22 protein-coding genes are annotated in these 15,611 nt (G+C 34.5%); 18 read left to right on the plus strand and 4 right to left on the minus strand.

Annotated elements, in window-relative coordinates; all coding sequences use genetic code 11:
* The 4 genes from A9G47_RS13590 to A9G47_RS06310 all read left to right on the plus strand — a co-directional run.
* A partial coding sequence (locus tag A9G47_RS13590; protein ID WP_081303565.1) for a VENN motif pre-toxin domain-containing protein occupies positions 1-906 on the plus strand: 906 nt, incomplete at its 5' end.
* A 3-nt stretch (positions 907-909) separates the two neighbouring features.
* Positions 910-1,155 carry a hypothetical protein gene (locus A9G47_RS06300; RefSeq protein WP_065642450.1) on the plus strand — a complete coding sequence of 82 codons (246 nt, stop codon included), beginning with the start codon at positions 910-912 and terminating at the stop codon, positions 1,153-1,155.
* A gap of 489 nt (positions 1,156-1,644) precedes the next feature.
* The gene (locus tag A9G47_RS06305) at positions 1,645-3,315 is read left to right on the plus strand and encodes a VENN motif pre-toxin domain-containing protein (RefSeq protein WP_065642451.1); all 1,671 of its coding nucleotides are present in this window, start codon (positions 1,645-1,647) and stop codon (positions 3,313-3,315) included.
* Between the two features lie 8 nt (positions 3,316-3,323).
* Positions 3,324-3,707: a DUF596 domain-containing protein gene (locus tag A9G47_RS06310; RefSeq protein WP_065642452.1), complete on the plus strand. Its 384-nt coding sequence runs from the start codon at positions 3,324-3,326 to the stop codon at positions 3,705-3,707.
* 382 nt (positions 3,708-4,089) lie between these two features.
* Here A9G47_RS06310 and A9G47_RS06315 read toward each other — a convergent pair whose 3' ends face one another.
* Positions 4,090-4,854 (minus strand): IS3 family transposase, encoded by a 765-nt coding sequence (locus tag A9G47_RS06315; RefSeq protein ID WP_442903237.1) that lies wholly within the window; start codon positions 4,852-4,854, stop codon positions 4,090-4,092.
* Positions 4,855-4,914: 60 nt separating this feature from the next.
* Positions 4,915-5,037 carry a hypothetical protein gene (locus A9G47_RS14960; RefSeq protein WP_081296727.1) on the minus strand — a complete coding sequence of 41 codons (123 nt, stop codon included), beginning with the start codon at positions 5,035-5,037 and terminating at the stop codon, positions 4,915-4,917.
* A gap of 208 nt (positions 5,038-5,245) precedes the next feature.
* On the opposite strand from A9G47_RS14960, the gene A9G47_RS14965 reads away from it, so the two are divergent.
* The 12 genes from A9G47_RS14965 to A9G47_RS14980 all read left to right on the plus strand — a co-directional run bounded on the left by A9G47_RS14965 (position 5,246) and on the right by A9G47_RS14980 (position 10,668).
* A complete protein-coding gene (locus A9G47_RS14965; protein WP_442903238.1) occupies positions 5,246-5,485 on the plus strand; it encodes an RNase A-like domain-containing protein in 240 nt (79 codons plus the stop codon).
* Entirely contained in the window at positions 5,482-5,787 is a 306-nt protein-coding gene (locus A9G47_RS06325) for a contact-dependent growth inhibition system immunity protein (protein ID WP_176700668.1), read from the plus strand. The genes A9G47_RS14965 and A9G47_RS06325 overlap by 4 nt, the downstream gene beginning before the upstream one ends.
* A 63-nt stretch (positions 5,788-5,850) precedes the next feature.
* The gene (locus A9G47_RS06330) at positions 5,851-6,147 is read left to right on the plus strand and encodes a hypothetical protein (RefSeq protein ID WP_065587966.1); all 297 of its coding nucleotides are present in this window, start codon (positions 5,851-5,853) and stop codon (positions 6,145-6,147) included.
* Positions 6,140-6,688 carry a VENN motif pre-toxin domain-containing protein gene (locus tag A9G47_RS06335; protein ID WP_065642454.1) on the plus strand — a complete coding sequence of 183 codons (549 nt, stop codon included), beginning with the start codon at positions 6,140-6,142 and terminating at the stop codon, positions 6,686-6,688. Before A9G47_RS06330 ends, A9G47_RS06335 begins: the two co-directional genes overlap by 8 nt.
* A 180-nt stretch (positions 6,689-6,868) precedes the next feature.
* Positions 6,869-7,294 carry a hypothetical protein gene (locus A9G47_RS06340; protein ID WP_065642455.1) on the plus strand — a complete coding sequence of 142 codons (426 nt, stop codon included), beginning with the start codon at positions 6,869-6,871 and terminating at the stop codon, positions 7,292-7,294.
* A gap of 8 nt (positions 7,295-7,302) precedes the next feature.
* Positions 7,303-7,569, plus strand: coding sequence for a hypothetical protein (locus A9G47_RS14970; RefSeq protein ID WP_442903239.1), 267 nt, complete (start codon positions 7,303-7,305; stop codon positions 7,567-7,569).
* 3 nt (positions 7,570-7,572) lie between these two features.
* Complete coding sequence (locus tag A9G47_RS06350; protein ID WP_065587963.1) at positions 7,573-7,917, plus strand: hypothetical protein; 345 nt, start codon at positions 7,573-7,575, stop codon at positions 7,915-7,917.
* A gap of 126 nt (positions 7,918-8,043) precedes the next feature.
* Positions 8,044-8,226: a hemagglutinin repeat-containing protein gene (locus A9G47_RS14975; protein WP_081303568.1), complete on the plus strand. Its 183-nt coding sequence runs from the start codon at positions 8,044-8,046 to the stop codon at positions 8,224-8,226.
* Between the two features lie 226 nt (positions 8,227-8,452).
* Complete coding sequence (locus tag A9G47_RS06355) at positions 8,453-9,082, plus strand: hypothetical protein (protein WP_065642457.1); 630 nt, start codon at positions 8,453-8,455, stop codon at positions 9,080-9,082.
* A gap of 589 nt (positions 9,083-9,671) precedes the next feature.
* A complete protein-coding gene (locus A9G47_RS06365) occupies positions 9,672-9,818 on the plus strand; it encodes a hypothetical protein (protein WP_081303570.1) in 147 nt (48 codons plus the stop codon).
* Between the two features lie 380 nt (positions 9,819-10,198).
* The gene (locus A9G47_RS06370; protein WP_065642458.1) at positions 10,199-10,468 is read left to right on the plus strand and encodes a hypothetical protein; all 270 of its coding nucleotides are present in this window, start codon (positions 10,199-10,201) and stop codon (positions 10,466-10,468) included.
* A 23-nt stretch (positions 10,469-10,491) separates the two neighbouring features.
* Positions 10,492-10,668 carry a hypothetical protein gene (locus tag A9G47_RS14980; RefSeq protein WP_442903240.1) on the plus strand — a complete coding sequence of 59 codons (177 nt, stop codon included), beginning with the start codon at positions 10,492-10,494 and terminating at the stop codon, positions 10,666-10,668.
* A gap of 618 nt (positions 10,669-11,286) precedes the next feature.
* Here A9G47_RS14980 and A9G47_RS06375 read toward each other — a convergent pair.
* Together A9G47_RS06375 and A9G47_RS06380 are read right to left on the minus strand one after the other, a co-directional pair.
* Positions 11,287-11,757: a GNAT family N-acetyltransferase gene (locus A9G47_RS06375; protein WP_442903241.1), complete on the minus strand. Its 471-nt coding sequence runs from the start codon at positions 11,755-11,757 to the stop codon at positions 11,287-11,289.
* Positions 11,754-12,029 (minus strand): type II toxin-antitoxin system TacA family antitoxin, encoded by a 276-nt coding sequence (locus tag A9G47_RS06380; protein WP_065642460.1) that lies wholly within the window; start codon positions 12,027-12,029, stop codon positions 11,754-11,756. The genes A9G47_RS06375 and A9G47_RS06380 overlap by 4 nt, the downstream gene beginning before the upstream one ends.
* 360 nt (positions 12,030-12,389) lie before the next feature.
* Between A9G47_RS06380 and A9G47_RS06385 the strand changes: the two genes are divergently transcribed.
* Together A9G47_RS06385 and A9G47_RS06390 are read left to right on the plus strand one after the other, a co-directional pair.
* Positions 12,390-13,517 (plus strand): SIR2 family protein, encoded by a 1,128-nt coding sequence (locus A9G47_RS06385; protein WP_065642461.1) that lies wholly within the window; start codon positions 12,390-12,392, stop codon positions 13,515-13,517.
* Positions 13,514-15,424, plus strand: a complete 1,911-nt coding sequence (locus tag A9G47_RS06390) for an ATP-binding protein (RefSeq protein WP_065642462.1) — start codon at positions 13,514-13,516, stop codon at positions 15,422-15,424. Before A9G47_RS06385 ends, A9G47_RS06390 begins: the two co-directional genes overlap by 4 nt.
* The last annotated feature ends 187 nt before the right edge of the window (positions 15,425-15,611 follow it).

The following is a 15,611-nucleotide window of genomic DNA, read 5'->3' on the forward strand; positions in this document are numbered from 1 at the left end:
ACAGAGTTATCGCAAGAAGAGCGACAAAAAATCAGCGCACTATCCCAACTAGCTACAGGTCTTGCCATCGCAGCATCTGGTGGAGATATCCAAGATGTGAATACGGGGATTGCTGCGGGGAAAAATGCGGTTGAGAATAATAATTTAGCTAAAGCTACGTGGTATCTAGTACGCCCAAGTGAAATTGGCGCTCAAGTTAGTGTTAATGCCGTAGATCTATTGATGGCTAAAGGTCTTACAGCAGCAGAATCACAAGCGTTTTTAGAAAGCCTAACTTTGGAACAACGGCGACTAATTGATCTAGCATTAGTCGATCCAATGGGAGATGAATTCCTTGAAGACGCAGTACGAAAAACTTATGAGCGTTATTATAATGATTATAAAAACACAATAGCCATAGATCCTAATGATCAACCCAAATTAGAAGGATATCCAATTCCCGAGCCGACTCCTCCTTTCCCAGGGTACACGCCTATAGATCCAGATAAATTAGGCCCAAATCACACTGGGCATGATGGTGGTTTAGATGATATTGATATTCGCCATGATACTGGTGGAAATCAGATCCCTGATAAAGATTGGCGAGATTATGCTATAAACGCAGAAATAACTCGAGGAGAGCATGCGGAAATTAGAAATAAACAAGGACGCCCAGTAGGTCAAGTGATTAACGATATTGAAAACTCAAGGCCATCTGATATTCTTGTTCAGGATGATGGTCGATGGGTTGTCTTAGGTCCTAATGGTAGAGCTCATATTATTGAACCAGATGGTGAAATAGTGACTTCTCTTGTTAACGATAGAAAAAATACAATAGACCGAATTAAAAGAGGCCGTTGGGCACGGCCAAATAGTGAAAAATTGCAGGAATTCAGGGATAAATTTTCCAAATATTTTAAGAGGTAAATTATGGATTTATTAAAACAAGAATATGTTGCTAATGCAGTGACTTTATTTGATCTAAGGCTTTCCGAAAGTGAAATTACTATATATCTAGATTGCATTAATTTTATGTTGGAATATTGTTCTGATAAACAAATAAACCAATATACAGCATGCATGGATAAAGAAGAATTATCGTGGAGAAGAGATGATTTATTAGTACTTATAAAAAGTATAGAGCATAAAGATTTTATTCCAGATAGATATAAATAATCAGTTTATACGTAGTGGTTCCAATTCTTTTAAGAGGTAAGTTATGGATTCATTAAAACAAGAAATTGAATGTAGTAGCTCAAACTTAACCTGACATAGCTTATAAAGCTTTTATTTGGTGGCAGTTAACACTGTCACCAAGTCCTCTAATAATAACTGAAGAATAATAGTTTTAAATTGATTTTTACACGTAGTGCACTTGTTTTTCCCTATTCAAAATACAAAATAACCACCGTTTTACTCACAAAAATTGGTCAGAAAAGATATTGATTTTATTTGATTTTTTATTTTAAGAATGATAGCAAAGAATAACACGGACCCTTTTACAACAACACCGACCTAAAAGGGGCGGTCATCTCCTCGGAAGCCGAAGACCCGAGCAAAAACCGCCTTGATACGGGCACAATAAGCTTTAGTGATATCGAAAACAAAGCGGACTACAAAGTCAGTAGCAGCAGTGCTGGCATTAGCTCCAGTGGCATGCCATCGATGCCAACTAGTCGTAATAAGTCAGAGAAGGCAAACTCGACGACGCAATCTGCGGTATCGGAAGGCACGATTATAATTCGTAATAAGGATGAACAAAAACAGAATATCGATGGCTTAAGTCGTGATACCGAGCAGGCGAGTAACGAACTGAAACACATCTTTAACAAAGAAAAAGAGCAAGACATCATAGACCAAACACACTTAGTGAGTGAGATTGGCGGTGAAACCTTAACCATGCTCAATCATATCGACCGCATAAGCGCAGAATCTGCAGCGAACAAAAAGCTAAAAGAAGAGCAAAAAAAAGCAAAAGAGCAAGGCCTCGTTTTAACCGACGAGCAGGAACAGAAAATCTATGAAAAGGCTTACAACAATGCGATGAACGAAGGGATGTCAGCGATGGGCAGTGACACCCGTCAAGGCGTTGAAATGGCGGTTAACATTATTAATGGGCTAATCACGGGCGACATGACAGGGGCTGTTGCGGGGGCATTAGCACCGAAGATAGCCACCATAATCAAACAACAGACAGAAGGAAACACCGTCGCCAACACAATTAGCCATGCTATACTAGGCGCAGTAGTTGCTGAGCTACAAGGCAACTCAGCCTTAGCGGGAGGTTTAGGGGCAGCAGCGAGTGAACGTAGTGCTGAAGTCATAACGGGCATTTTATATCCGGATAAAGCAGTAACAGAGTTATCGCAAGAAGAGCGACAAAAAATCAGTGCACTATCCCAACTAGCTACAGGTCTTGCCATCGCAGCATCTGGTGGAGATATCCAAGATGTGAATACGGGGATTGCTGCGAGTAAGAATGCAGTTGAGAATAACTTCGCAGCAGTTGTAGTTAGAGCTGGAGGGATGATTTGCGTAAGAATTTCGGTTTGCGCAAACTATGTTGCTGGAACAGGTTTAGCTGCATTATTAGGTATATCTGTGGTTAATAGCCTTAGTGAGAATGATAAAACTAATGCTATTAATGCGATTAGAAGTGGTGATTCATTTGCTATAGCTAGTTTGACTGAAGAACAAATAGATTTTCTAAATAAAAATAAAAATGATTTTCTTATCGCTGATTTTGCAGACAGAATACCGCTAATTCATGGGCAAGAAAGTAATTCAAGTACTTCACAAAACAACGGCGTTGATGGCTCTTCAGACAGTAATAATATTGCTGGCTCTGGAAGTGTTGTCGCTGGAGGAGCCCCAGGATTACCGCCTGATGATGACGGAGATAATGATAAGCGACAAAATGAAAATAGCCAAAAATATCAAAAACAAAAACAAAAACAAAAACAAAAACAACAAGAGCGATTTGACGAATTAAAAGATATCTACGATAAAAATAACCCTACCACAGATTTAAAAATTGATGGGCAAACTATTCGGCAAGGTGCTAATGGAAATCGTTACTCCACTCGAATTTACGAAAGCCAAAATTTGACCGATAAACAAATATATAATTATGCGGAGGAACTAGCTGGACAGCCATTAACCAAAGTTAGAGATGGTATTTATACAGCACGATTACAAGATGGTACAAATATTACATTAAGAAATGTATCGAGCTCTAATACAGGTGCTCGTTGGACTATTGATATAAGAAATAGCCCAACTTTAACAAATTTATATAGAGGGTTGAGAACTGGAGCAGAAATTAAATTTAGGTAGGAAAAAATATGATAAATGAAAATGATTATAAAAATATTATTGATTGGTCAGAACTAAGAGCTTTTAGTGGATTATGGAATTGTATTGCCCCTGATATGTTCCCTTCTCTAAAATCTAATGAAGAAAAATTTCCATTTCAAGAGAGAAAAGAACTCTTTTTTTATTTTGTGAAAAGATTATTAAAAGAAGGTCGACTTAAATTAGCAAAAAATGGTCAGTTATTAGGAGGCTCAATCGATGAACAAGTCAAACTGTTTTATGATGCTTTTCCAAAAACAGAAGACGGCATGTTTGATAAACAAAAACTGATGGATGATTATTGGTTTTTTGATGAGTCTTGTCCAGCAGAAGCGGTGTGGGTTAATGAAGATGGTTCGTTAGAGTGGACTTAGTTTGCTGAGTTGTTTAAGCTTCTTGTAAATTTTGGGCATTAAATAGTTAAGGGTGATAGTTAATTTGTTAACCTGATATACCTTATAAAACTTTTATTTATTTGGTGGCAGTTAACACTGTCACCAAGTCCTCTAATAATAACTGAAGAATAATAGTTTTAAATTGATTTTTACACATAGTGCACTTGTTTTTGCCTATTCAAAATACAAAATAACACGCCAATCTACCGTTTTACTCACAAAAATTGGTCAGAAAAGATATTGATTTTATTTGATTTTTTATTTTAAGAATGATAGCTAAGAATAACATGAACTCTTTTACAACATCATCGACCTAAAAGGTGTAAATACCCCAAACTTAGTACACAACTCACGTAGAAAATCATGCTGCTTGTTTTAGTGTTTTATACTCAATCGGTGTCATGTTATTTAATGCCTCATACGGTCTTTCGGTGTTATAAAGGGTTAGCCATTCTTCGGTTATTCTTCTTGCTTGCGCTAAGTTGTTAAAAAGAGATAAATCGAGTACTTCAGTGCGATAGGTACGATTAAATCGTTCAATATAGCCATTTTGATAAGGGCTACCGGGCTGGATATAATCAATGGTTATATCATGTGATTTAGCCCAGTTGGTAAAGGTTTTTCCTGTAAATTCTGGCCCATTATCGACCCGTATTTTTAATGGATACCCATGATATTCGGCCAGTTTATCTAAGTAACGGGTAATCCTTCCTACTGGTAAGCTTACTGCAATATCAATACCTAACGCCTCACGATTAAAGTCATCGATGACATTGAATGTTCTAAAGCGACGTTGATTACGACTACTGTCACTCATAAAATCCATTGACCAATATTCACCTTGTTTATTGGGGACTAATAACCTTTCTGGGCATCGTGGAGGAATGCGTTTTTTACGCTTTACCCTGAGATTAAGCTTTAATTCACAATACACCCGATATACCCGTTTATGATTCCATTGATAGCCAAGCTTTCTGATACGATGAAAACATTTAGGAAAGCCCCAGCGTAAATGCCGGTCTGTGACAGTATTCAACACCGAAATAATCACGGAATCATCCTGAAACTTAGGTTGATAATAGTAAGCACAACGGCTTAAACCAACAATGGCACAACTCATAGCAATAGTAACCGAATGATTTTTGTTGTAGTTGCTGTGCCCACGTTTTACGTGCCTTTGTGGGCACTAAAGCTTTTTTATGATTTCTTCCTGAAGCTGAGATTTTAAGCTCAGTTCGGCAAACATCTGCTTAAGCTTGCGGTTTTCAGCCTCCAGCTCCTTTAAGCGTTTAATATCCGACGTTTCCATACCGCCCTATTTTTCCCTCCATTTATAGAAAGTTGAATTACCCATGTCCTATTTACGGCACAGCTCTTTAACAGGAATACCCGCTTCAGCTTCTTTTAAAATAGCGACGATTTGATGTTCAGTCATTTTTTTCATCATTAAATCCTCTTTACTTTTATCATAGAGAATTTTCTACTTTTTTGCTGTACTATTTTAGGGGATAGTTACAATAGCAGAATCAGTTACAAGTAAAGCGATTGAAGCAAATCAATCTAAAATAGATGCTTATCTAGCTGGAAACCAAAAAGGTTATTTAGAAATTGAATATAAATCATCATCACCAATAGGAATTAGTGTCTCGAAAGGACAAACAAATGTAAGTAAAGTGTCAAATGCTAGAATAATTATAGCTAGAGATTCTTCAATGCCTAATGGTTATAGAATTGTTACGGGGTATCCTACACCATGATAATAGCAACAGAAAAATATCCTGCATTATCTTATTATTTGAGATGTTATTTAAATCAAGATTTTGAAGAGATCTTTGGAAGTGCTGATAAAGCTTTAGATGCTTACAGGAAAACAGAAACAATTAATGAACAAAATGAGATTATTAAAGAAATTCGATCATTGTTAGAATCTTCTTATAGCGAGAAAGAACTACAAAAGATTATATTAGATGACATTGATTGTAATTATTTTTATCCAAATGAATGGTCATCTTGTCGAAATTGGTTGTTAAATATGCTTTTAAAATTAAAAAATTCATGATACCAATTTAGACGCGAAAACGACGTATCAAGAAGAGTATGAGCGCAAAAATCAAGGTTAACTGTGGCGGTTACTGGCACGGCGAGTGATATTTACAAAGCCAACCAACCCCGAGAGCAAGCGAAATTTGATAAAGAAAAAGAACAAACCCGACAAGAAATTGTCACCAACTTAAAAGACTTAGGCGCCCAGATTAAAGACCTAAAAGATGCCATGGATAAACAGAATAACAATGGCAATGAAAACAAAATGGGCAGTGACTTTAATAAAGGGGTTGATTCAGCCATTGCCATTGTTACAGGCATGATGACAGGTGACATCGCCGGCGGTTTAGCGGGCGCCCGCCCCATGGTTGGCTAAACAAATCAAAATACAGGCGGGCGATAATGAAGCCGCCCGCTTAATTGCCCACACCATATTGGGTGTAGCTGTTGCTGAACTACAAGGCAACTCAGCCTTAGCGGGAGGTTTAGGGGCAGCAGCGAGTGAACGTAGTGCTGAAGTCATAGCGGGCATTTTATATCCGGATAAAGCAATAACAGAGTTATCGCAAGAAGAGCGACAAAAAATCAGCGCACTATCCCAACTAGCTACAGGCCTTGCCATCGCAGCATCTGGTGGAGATATCCAAGATGTGAATACGGGGATTGCTGCGGGGAAAAATGCGGTTGAGAATAATCGATTACTTACCCCAACAGAGAAGAAACGTATTGATGAGCTTGTTAAAGGAAACGAACAGGAAAATTTATTATATCGTGCAGCAGCTTGTGCATTAATTCATTGCTCAGCTGGATTAGCCGATGATGACCCAGATAAAGCAGTGTATTTAGCATTAGAAGAGCTGGGTAATAGTTCTGAGTTAGAATCCTATAGAGAACAATTAAAAAGGTCAAACAACTGAAATTGAATTACCAACTTATCTTACAGGAGGAAGCAAAGAATCTTATAAAAAATTGAAGAGTTATTTGAATACACAACAGGAAATAAGATTTCAGATACAATAACATATTATGATAGTGAATACAGTATAAGTACTTGAGCAGGAGGTGTCCTTCAGGCTGGGGTTGCTGCCGTAGATGGAATGGCAGCAGTCGCATTATCACCAGCTTGTAGCTCAGTGGTGGGATGTCTACCAAGTGCATACCTAACATGGTCAATGGCTGATAATGGCGTAACGGGATTAATGGTAATTTATAATGGCGAAACTTATCATACGCAAACAGCCGCAGGCCTTTCTAAGATATTAGGTGTGCCAGCATCAGATGCTGAATTGTTATTTTCACTTTCAACAGCTGGCGTTACTGCAAAAGGTTTGAGCGGTTTAGCCTGGAAAGCGAGAGCTACAGGGCAGAAGTTATCAGAAAAGGAACTAGAAATAATAAAACGTCAGATTGATCGTAAAAGCAAATTAACAGTAAATCCACATGCAGGAAAAGTAAAGTTAGCAGAAGGTGCTGCAGCAATTGAATTAGAAAAATTGAACGTATTAAAAATAAGGATAGTTTAGCTGACTTCATTTTTACAAGCGATCCAAATAAAGGTAAAACTGTTGATTTTATGTTTACGACATCTAATGGAACAGAAAGAGAAATCAATGCTATAAATAAGTTTTTTAATAATAATTGGGATAGAAATATTGAAAAATTACATGAACATTTAGATAAAGCAGATATAGTCCCGTTAGATTTTAGGAAACTGACGTCTGATAATCAAACACGTCTTGGAAATTACATTAAGACGTTACCAGAACATCAACGATCTAAAATTCATATTATGAGGTAATATATGGCGGGTATATTTTATTTTGGAAAAGAGGTTGGATGCGTTGGATATAACTCAACGTTTATGTCTGTTATTGGCGAATATGTTCGTCCCTATATAATGCAACTGGGAAATAACATAGCAGAAAAGGTTTATTTTAGTTATGATCTCTATGATAGTGATTTAAATTTTTCCGAGTTAACCCCAGAACAATATATGCAATGCTATAAACAGTTCGTAAAAGCTATAGAGTTTGATTTGGAAAAGATAGATGATTTTTATAATCACTATCCCAAAGAACTTGTTTATAAAGCTTGGTTTAATGAAATTAAACCTGCGATGCAACGTTCTCCGTTATATCGACCTTAAAATATATTCCTCCTATATATGTGGTACATTTGATTGTTAAGGGTGACAGTTAATTCTGTCACCAAATCTCAAGTAAATAAAACGGTATAGACTCCTGAATTATTTTTACAAAACGAAGTTGTAACTATCTTCCTATTTAAAGGCAATGCCAACTTTAGCCGAGAGCGAGAAAATGCGGACGGTAGTGCTTGGACAGAAAGCGTGGTTGATGCCAAAAACAAGCTCACCATCAAAACCGGCAACGACACTAACATCATAGGCGGCCAATTAAAAGGCAACACGGTCAACATAGATGTGGGTAACAACTAAAAGCGGAAGAGCAAGGCCTCGTTTTAACCGGCGAGCAGGAACAGAAAATCTATGAAAAGACCTACAACAATGCGATGAACGAAGGGATGTCAGCGATGGGTAGTGACACACGTCAAGGCGTTGAAATGGCGGTTAACATTATGCTGCAATAGTTGGTGGTGGGGTAAGTGGTGCAGTTAGCATTGGTGGTCAATACTATTTTAACGAAGATGGTAGTATTAGCTGGGTGAATGCGGGCATCTCAACAGCAACGGGCACTATTACTGGAGGTCTTGGCTCTGGACTTTGGGGAACAATAGGTTGGAATGCAGCAGGTGGTGTATTATCAAGCGAGTTAAATGGTGAAAACCCTTTTATAGGAGGAGCAATAAGCGCAAGTTCATCAGCTATAGGTTATGGAACAGGAAAACTTGTAGAAAAGTGGTTTCAACCAATTTTTAACCCAGCTGCAAATAAATATATTCATGAGGCAAATAAAGGCTTTTTGGGAATAACTGGGCATTATACTGAAAGCCCTTTTCCTGCTATTGGCGGTAATATATCGGATTCTATATTCGGCACAATGACAGGAAATTGGATTCAAAAACAATTTAAGGAGAAAAAAATGAAAAAAAATAGAAAATATTTAGCATTGTTATTTTGTGAAATTGTAATTCCGCTCATGTTTTTTTTTATTGCCATTATAATGGAATTGGTTGGGTCAGTAATTCTGTTTATTATGTATGGTATAGATTTTAAATATGGCATTGATGATATATATCTGGCTTGTAAAGCAGCATATTTTGGGTTTCCTATAGGAGTTGTATTTTGGTATGCAAAATGCCGGTGTTATGGCGTTAAGATTTTTGGTAAATAACATATCCCAGCTTAAATGCTGGGATTTTTTTACTAAACGGGTGATATCACGGGTGGCTTAGTGGGCGCACGCTATAGCTAGCCGAACTATAAGGCAACGCAGGATTAGCTTGTGGTGCTAACCTGTAAATAATACAGCAAAAAAGTGGAAATTTCTTTATGATGAAAGTAAAAGGGGATTTAATGCTGAAAAAATGACTGAACATCAAATGGTATCTATTTTAAAATAAGCAGAGGCTGATATTCCCGTTAAAGAACTGTGCCGTAAATGGGGCATGGATAATTCAGCTTCTTATCAATGGTGCGATACGGTGGTATGGAAGCTTTAGACATCAAACGTTTAAAGGAGCTTGAGGCTGAAAACCGTAAGATTAAACAGATGGTTACTGAGCTAAGGTTAAAATCATAGCCTCAGGATGAAATCATAAAAAAGCTTTCGTGCCCACAAAGGCAAATAACAATGGGATGGATCGGCTACACTAAATCATCCAACTTTTTAAGGGAGGTAAACTTATCACAATTAAAAAAGGATGTAACTTGAATAAGATTAAACGAAAAAGGCGAATATCAATGATGATTTTAAACATCAAATGGTTAGTCTTTATCAACACAGTAAATCATGTAGTGAAATCGTTGCAGAATATGATTTTGACTCATCAGCATTGGGCCATTGGATAACGCAAGCCAGCCAAAGTGGTTCATTTAAAACAAAAGATAATCGCAGTCCGCAAGAATAAGAGTTGATAGCTTTGCGCAAAGGGCTTAAACAGCGCCGTATGGAAAACGATATTTTAAAGTAAGCAGCACTGATAATGAGCGAAAACCACTATCCTAAATGCAAACCGACATCGTTATAGCACGACAAAACTATGCCAATATTTAGGATTATCAACATATTATGCTTATTATCAGTGTAAATTAAATAAACAAAAGCCAGTAGGACTTTATGCAGATAAAATAGTGATGCTATTTAACCGAAGTTATCATTCTTATAATACAAGGCGAATTCGTTTTGATTTGTAAAAATATTTGGTTATCACACCGTTAAACATCATAAACCTCACAATACAGAAATGAATGAAACAGCATAGAGAATCATTGACAACGGTAATTTGACGTGGGTGATAAAAAACAAATTGTTGTTGCGGATTTAACTTATATTAGAGTTAACCAACGTTGTTATTATTTATATATTTTAATGAATTTATCCGATAGGTATATTGTCGGTTATCATATTTTTAAACATAAAACGGCAGCGTTTGATAATCGGTTATTAGAGGATTGTTTTAAGACATTAAATATCACGCATTTATTAAGCAAGAAAGGGAATCCTGATGACAATACAGTAGCCGAAGTGACATTAAAACAATTAAAACGGGGTTTGTAAAAGACCAACGTTTCAATTACATAATTGAGTTACAACACGCTTCTCCGTCTTATGCTTATTGGTATAATAATAAACGATGGCATTCTTCGTTAGGCTACTTGCTCCTATTGAATTTAAAAAACACTTATCCCTTTAATTTTTTATTTGAAAATGTTTTGCCATTCCAACTGCTATTGATAATAAAAAAAGAAAATGAGTAACACATATAATTTAAACCATTTACTGATATATGAAAGTATTATCTAAGCTTCATATTTAACTTTAATCAATTTAACGGCGTATTTTTAATTTGTTTTATTTGGCAAAAATAGGGTTTGTATCCGAAATTGCACTTGATTTAGAGTAACTTCAATTGAGTTTGGTTGAGTAGTAAAACTTAGAGGAAGCCTTGTGCAAACAGCTTTTGTTAGAAATGTTAATAAATAATTGTTACAAATTAGTTCAAAATAAATTAAATGCAAGTGATTTCTCTTAAGCCTTGCAAACAAAGGCCTCAAGGCCATTTTATGGATACACGTCATTATCGAACCAAATGTATCCGGGTTTGTATCCGAAATTGTACTTGATTTGGGGTGATTTCAGTTGAACTCGGTTGACAAGAAAAACTCATTGCAAGCCTTATCTGAAAAGGCTTTAGATATAAAAAAACCTGCTAGAAGCAGGTCTTAGAATTTGGTGATTGGTGCCCGGACGCGGAATCGAAGATGTGGGTTGAAGCCTTGTGGTTACTGGATTTGAGAAATTTAGATGAAAAATGTACCCGTATTTGTATCCTTAAATTGATCTGCTTTAAAAATGTACAATTAAGCCTAATTTTATTACCATAAAGAGATTAGCATTGTTCTTTCCTGAATTCCAGAATCAACAAATCCAAATTTAATATAAAACGCATTGGCTTCATCTGTTAAGCTATGTACCAATAGTGCTCTAGAACCAACTTGTTTAGAGACTTCTTTCGAGCGTAATATAGCATCTTTTAATAATGCTGCACCTAATCCTTTTGCTTTGTAATTTTTATCAATAGCTAAACGACCTAGAATAATAACAGGAATAGGATCGGGCATATTGCGCTTAAACCTACTCAATGTTAGTTGTCGATGCTGGATACTGCCTGTTGATAAACAATAAAAGCCGATTACTTTGTTATTGTCACAAATTACAAATGTACGTGAAGCACCATTTTTTTGATTTTTTAAGGATTTTTTCTTCAACCATTCATTCAAAGACAACTCTTCACAATCAAATGACGTAAAATCATGATCTTCATTCAATAAGTGCGGCGCTTCTATTTTTCCCATGGTGACTTCCGGGACAATAAAGCTTGAATTTTTTCATTGCTATCAAAAGAGGCTTCTATTGCACGATTGAAGGCATTTATCTGTTCATCGTCGATTAAAAAAAGGCGCTGATCAAGCAAAACATCTTCAGCTTTTGAGCAGGCCGCTTCTAAAATAAAATCAGTGCGTGATTTAGATAGTAAATGCGCTGCAATATCAATCAATTCTTTTTGGGATGCTTTAGCTCTAATATTAATAGGCGATTCTTTGGTTTCAGTTCTCATTTTAATTGCCGTTTTTTATTTTGTGTGAAGGTACTACGGTATATTGTATATCAAATCGCTATACGGATGAAATGGTATTTAAATATAGAAGAAATAAGTAATATAAACTATAAAAATGATCTGGGGTATTTACAATAATTAGCAGTATCAGTTAATGAAAAATATATATTAGATAAAGGATAATCAAAGATCTATTCTTGGAATCCTGAACTGAATTTTTTAAACTTAATGTATTCTCTTATGATTTTATTTATATCATAAATGAAATATTTGTTTATTTTCTGGTTAAGGTTGCTGTACTAGAAATAAATAATTAGATAATATCATTAATATATTATTGCGCAGTGAGAACTAATTAATATGACTAGTGATATTTTTTCAACAAAAGAAAGTTTTGATAAAAATATAAATTTTCTAATAGGTTCAGGTGCATCAGCTGATTATATACCAACCTTAAAGTTGGTTGATGAAACGTCTTATGAAACATTACTTGAGCAAAATAAAAATAAAGAAACTGTATGCAAATTTATACTCTTTAATTATTATATTAATATTATTCAAAAAGCATTTTGTTTACAGCCACCACCAGACAATATAGAAGAAATTAATAAGATAAGTAGCACTTTCGAATCTTATTTGAGTTTTATAGTAAAATTAATACAGTTTTTAGAAAGGAAACAGCAAAAAGATATTCATAGAGCTAATATTTTTACAACTAACTACGATATTTTTTTTGAAAGATGTGCTGACCAATTAAATAAAACTCATAATTTTATTCTAAATGATGGAAGTACAGGTTTAATCAAACGATTCCTTAGTATAAGCAATTTTCATCTATCTGTAGCTCACCAAGGTACTTTAGATAATTATCGTTATGAAATACCAATGCTTAATTTAATTAAAGTTCATGGTTCTATTTCATGGAAGAAAGAAAACAGTAGTATTTTTGTAGAATATCCACATCATTATATTCAAGAAATAGATAGTCTATTAAGTGATGTTAACAATTCAAACGTTATTGAAGAATTAAAAAATAAATGGTCTATTGAGCTATTTCCTGATTTTAGTAAAGAAACTTTTCAATTTTCAAAAGAACAAATAGTTTTTTTAGATAAGTTTATAAATGAATATAATAAGATTGCGATTGTTAATCCTACTAAGAAAAAATTTGAAGAAACTGTTTTTCAGCAGCATTACTATCAGTGCCTTAGGTTATTAAGCTATGAATTAGAAAAACCACAAACATTACTCATTTGTTTTGGTTTTTCATTTGCAGATGAACATATTAGAGAAATTGTTAAGAGATCTTTGTCTAACAAACAATTAATTGTCTATATTTTTTGCTTATCCACAGAAACTAAAGTTCCAGAGGATTTAATTAATTTTGAAAATATAAAAATTATAAAGCCCTCTTCAGATGAAGAGAAAATCGATTTTACTAAGTTCATATCTTACCTTTTTAATTCAAATGAAGAAAATAAATTATGATAGAACAATTTTGTGTTGGCCATGTATCTGCTGTTAGAGGCACAAAAGTAAAAGCATTTATAAAGCCACACCTTAATAAAATGAGTTACTTTTTTAGTGGCGAAATATACAGAGGAATAAGTATTAATGAGTTTATACTTATACGTAAAGGCTATATTGATCTTATTGGGAAGATAGAAGGTGAAGAAGTCATAGAACCGAAAATTTTGCCAGAAGGTACTCCTATACACAAAAGCTATGATAGATATATAGAAATTAATATTCTTGGTTATTTTGAAAATAATTTATTCAATCAAGGTATTAAGTACTTACCAATGATAGGGGATGATCTTTATTTAGTTAATACCAGACGACTAGATCAACTTTATGATTATACTGAGAGAAATAAGAACACTAATGTAAATGGTGTTCAGGGAAGTAATGAAGACTCTATTGAATTAGGTAAAACATTATCAGAAGGTAATGTTATTAATATTCCTATTAATAGTGTATTTGCTTCACATATAGGTATTTTTGGTAATACAGGGAGTGGAAAATCTAATACATTAGCTAAATTATATATGTCTCTTTTTGAAAAGAAAGTTCAGCAATTTAAAAATAAATCTTCTTTTGTATTAATAGATTTTAATGGTGAGTATGAGAATATTTATAATAAGTATGAGGCATATGCTAATTACCTTAATTTAAGTACTTATGAAAGAAATGGGCAACAAAAATTGCAAATTTCTGCAACTGAATTTTGGGATGCTGAATTATTATCTGTCTTGTACTCTGCTTCTGAAAAAACGCAAATGCCTTTTTTAAAGCATTTAGTCAATAGTAGAAATAGAAGTATCTCTTATAATGATCAAATCCCTTTAACATCTTATTTTAAGAAAACTTTTGATAATATATTTGGTGTAAACCAACATAAAGAAACATTAACTATACTTCATTCTTTATTAAAAGAAATAGATACTGAAGCAACAAATAACTTATCAAATTTATTAACAGCAATTGGTATCAGTTGGAATGCTACAACCTCAAACTACATTTTTAATTCTAAGGCTGGTGGCTATCTTAATTCAGTTAATGATATAAAAAATAAGCTTAGTAACTATTGTACTACAACAAATATTCAGGCCGTTGATATTGATAATTTTAACCTGCAAGCAGAGGTTGACTCACAGAATAATCCTTTTCTTGAAGTTATGGTAAGAGCACAATTACAACTAATTAATTCTACAACTAATAATTTTATTCAATATGAACATATAAGCCCTCTTATTAGTAAAATCAGTGCGGTACAAAAAGATTTGAAAAAAGTAATTGAAATAGTTGATAGTCTTGATGTGGCAAGTCAAAAGCCCATACAAATTCTTTCATTAAGAAATTGCAATGCAGGAATGAAGAAAACAATTGCTATGCTATTGGCTAAAACACATTTTAATCATCATAAGGCTATTGTTGATAGCTTGCCAGATGGACAATCAAAATCTTTTCATTTAATTATTGATGAAGCTCATAATATTCTATCCGAACAGTCAACAAGAGAAGCAAACTCATGGAAGGATTATCGGTTAGAATTATTTGAGGAAATTATTAAAGAAGGTAGAAAATTTGGTTTTTTTATAACAATAGCAAGCCAAAGGCCTGCGGACATATCACCTACAATTATTTCACAATTACATAATTATTTTTTGCATCGTTTAGTTAATGAAAATGATCTTAATTTACTGAAAAATGCTATTAGCACTCTTGACAGTAATGATCGTAGTCAAATACCTAAACTGCCAGCAGGAGCCTGTGTGGTATCCGGAGTAGCGTTTCATATGCCAGTAGTTTTACAAGTTGATAGATTACCTAAAGACAAAGCGCCAAATAGCGATACAATTAATTTAATTAATCTGTGGCAACATAATATTTAAATATATGCCCCCCTTACACAAGGAGACATACCCCATATTTTGTATATTTTCCTGTTATAAGTGATGATAATTCTGTCACCAAATTCTGTAATAAACCGGCTCACCCCCTCCCCCTCTGCACTGTTACCGAAAAATAATTTCGGGCGAGAGAGTAGAAAAATAAAGTCTATATTAATATAACTGTAAA

This window comes from Gilliamella sp. WF3-4 (assembly GCF_001690275.1).
GTDB classification, from domain to species: domain Bacteria; phylum Pseudomonadota; class Gammaproteobacteria; order Enterobacterales; family Orbaceae; genus Gilliamella; species Gilliamella apicola_C.

What these genes read in the sequence shown, in the direction of transcription:
- A9G47_RS06380 (WP_065642460.1), bottom strand. Translation starts at nt 12,029, where the DNA reads ATGAGAACTGAAACCAAAGAATCGCCTATTAATATTAGAGCTAAAGCA.
- A9G47_RS06300 (WP_065642450.1), top strand. Translation starts at nt 910, where the DNA reads ATGGATTTATTAAAACAAGAATATGTTGCTAATGCAGTGACTTTATTT.
- A9G47_RS06350 (WP_065587963.1), top strand. Translation starts at nt 7,573, where the DNA reads ATGGCGGGTATATTTTATTTTGGAAAAGAGGTTGGATGCGTTGGATAT.
- A9G47_RS06340 (WP_065642455.1), top strand. Translation starts at nt 6,869, where the DNA reads ATGGCAGCAGTCGCATTATCACCAGCTTGTAGCTCAGTGGTGGGATGT.
- A9G47_RS06390 (WP_065642462.1), top strand. Translation starts at nt 13,514, where the DNA reads ATGATAGAACAATTTTGTGTTGGCCATGTATCTGCTGTTAGAGGCACA.
- A9G47_RS06310 (WP_065642452.1), top strand. Translation starts at nt 3,324, where the DNA reads ATGATAAATGAAAATGATTATAAAAATATTATTGATTGGTCAGAACTA.
- A9G47_RS14960 (WP_081296727.1), bottom strand. Translation starts at nt 5,037, where the DNA reads ATGGAAACGTCGGATATTAAACGCTTAAAGGAGCTGGAGGCTGAAAAC.
- A9G47_RS06385 (WP_065642461.1), top strand. Translation starts at nt 12,390, where the DNA reads ATGACTAGTGATATTTTTTCAACAAAAGAAAGTTTTGATAAAAATATA.
- A9G47_RS06305 (WP_065642451.1), top strand. Translation starts at nt 1,645, where the DNA reads ATGCCAACTAGTCGTAATAAGTCAGAGAAGGCAAACTCGACGACGCAA.
- A9G47_RS06365 (WP_081303570.1), top strand. Translation starts at nt 9,672, where the DNA reads ATGGTTAGTCTTTATCAACACAGTAAATCATGTAGTGAAATCGTTGCA.
- A9G47_RS06325 (WP_176700668.1), top strand. Translation starts at nt 5,482, where the DNA reads ATGATAATAGCAACAGAAAAATATCCTGCATTATCTTATTATTTGAGA.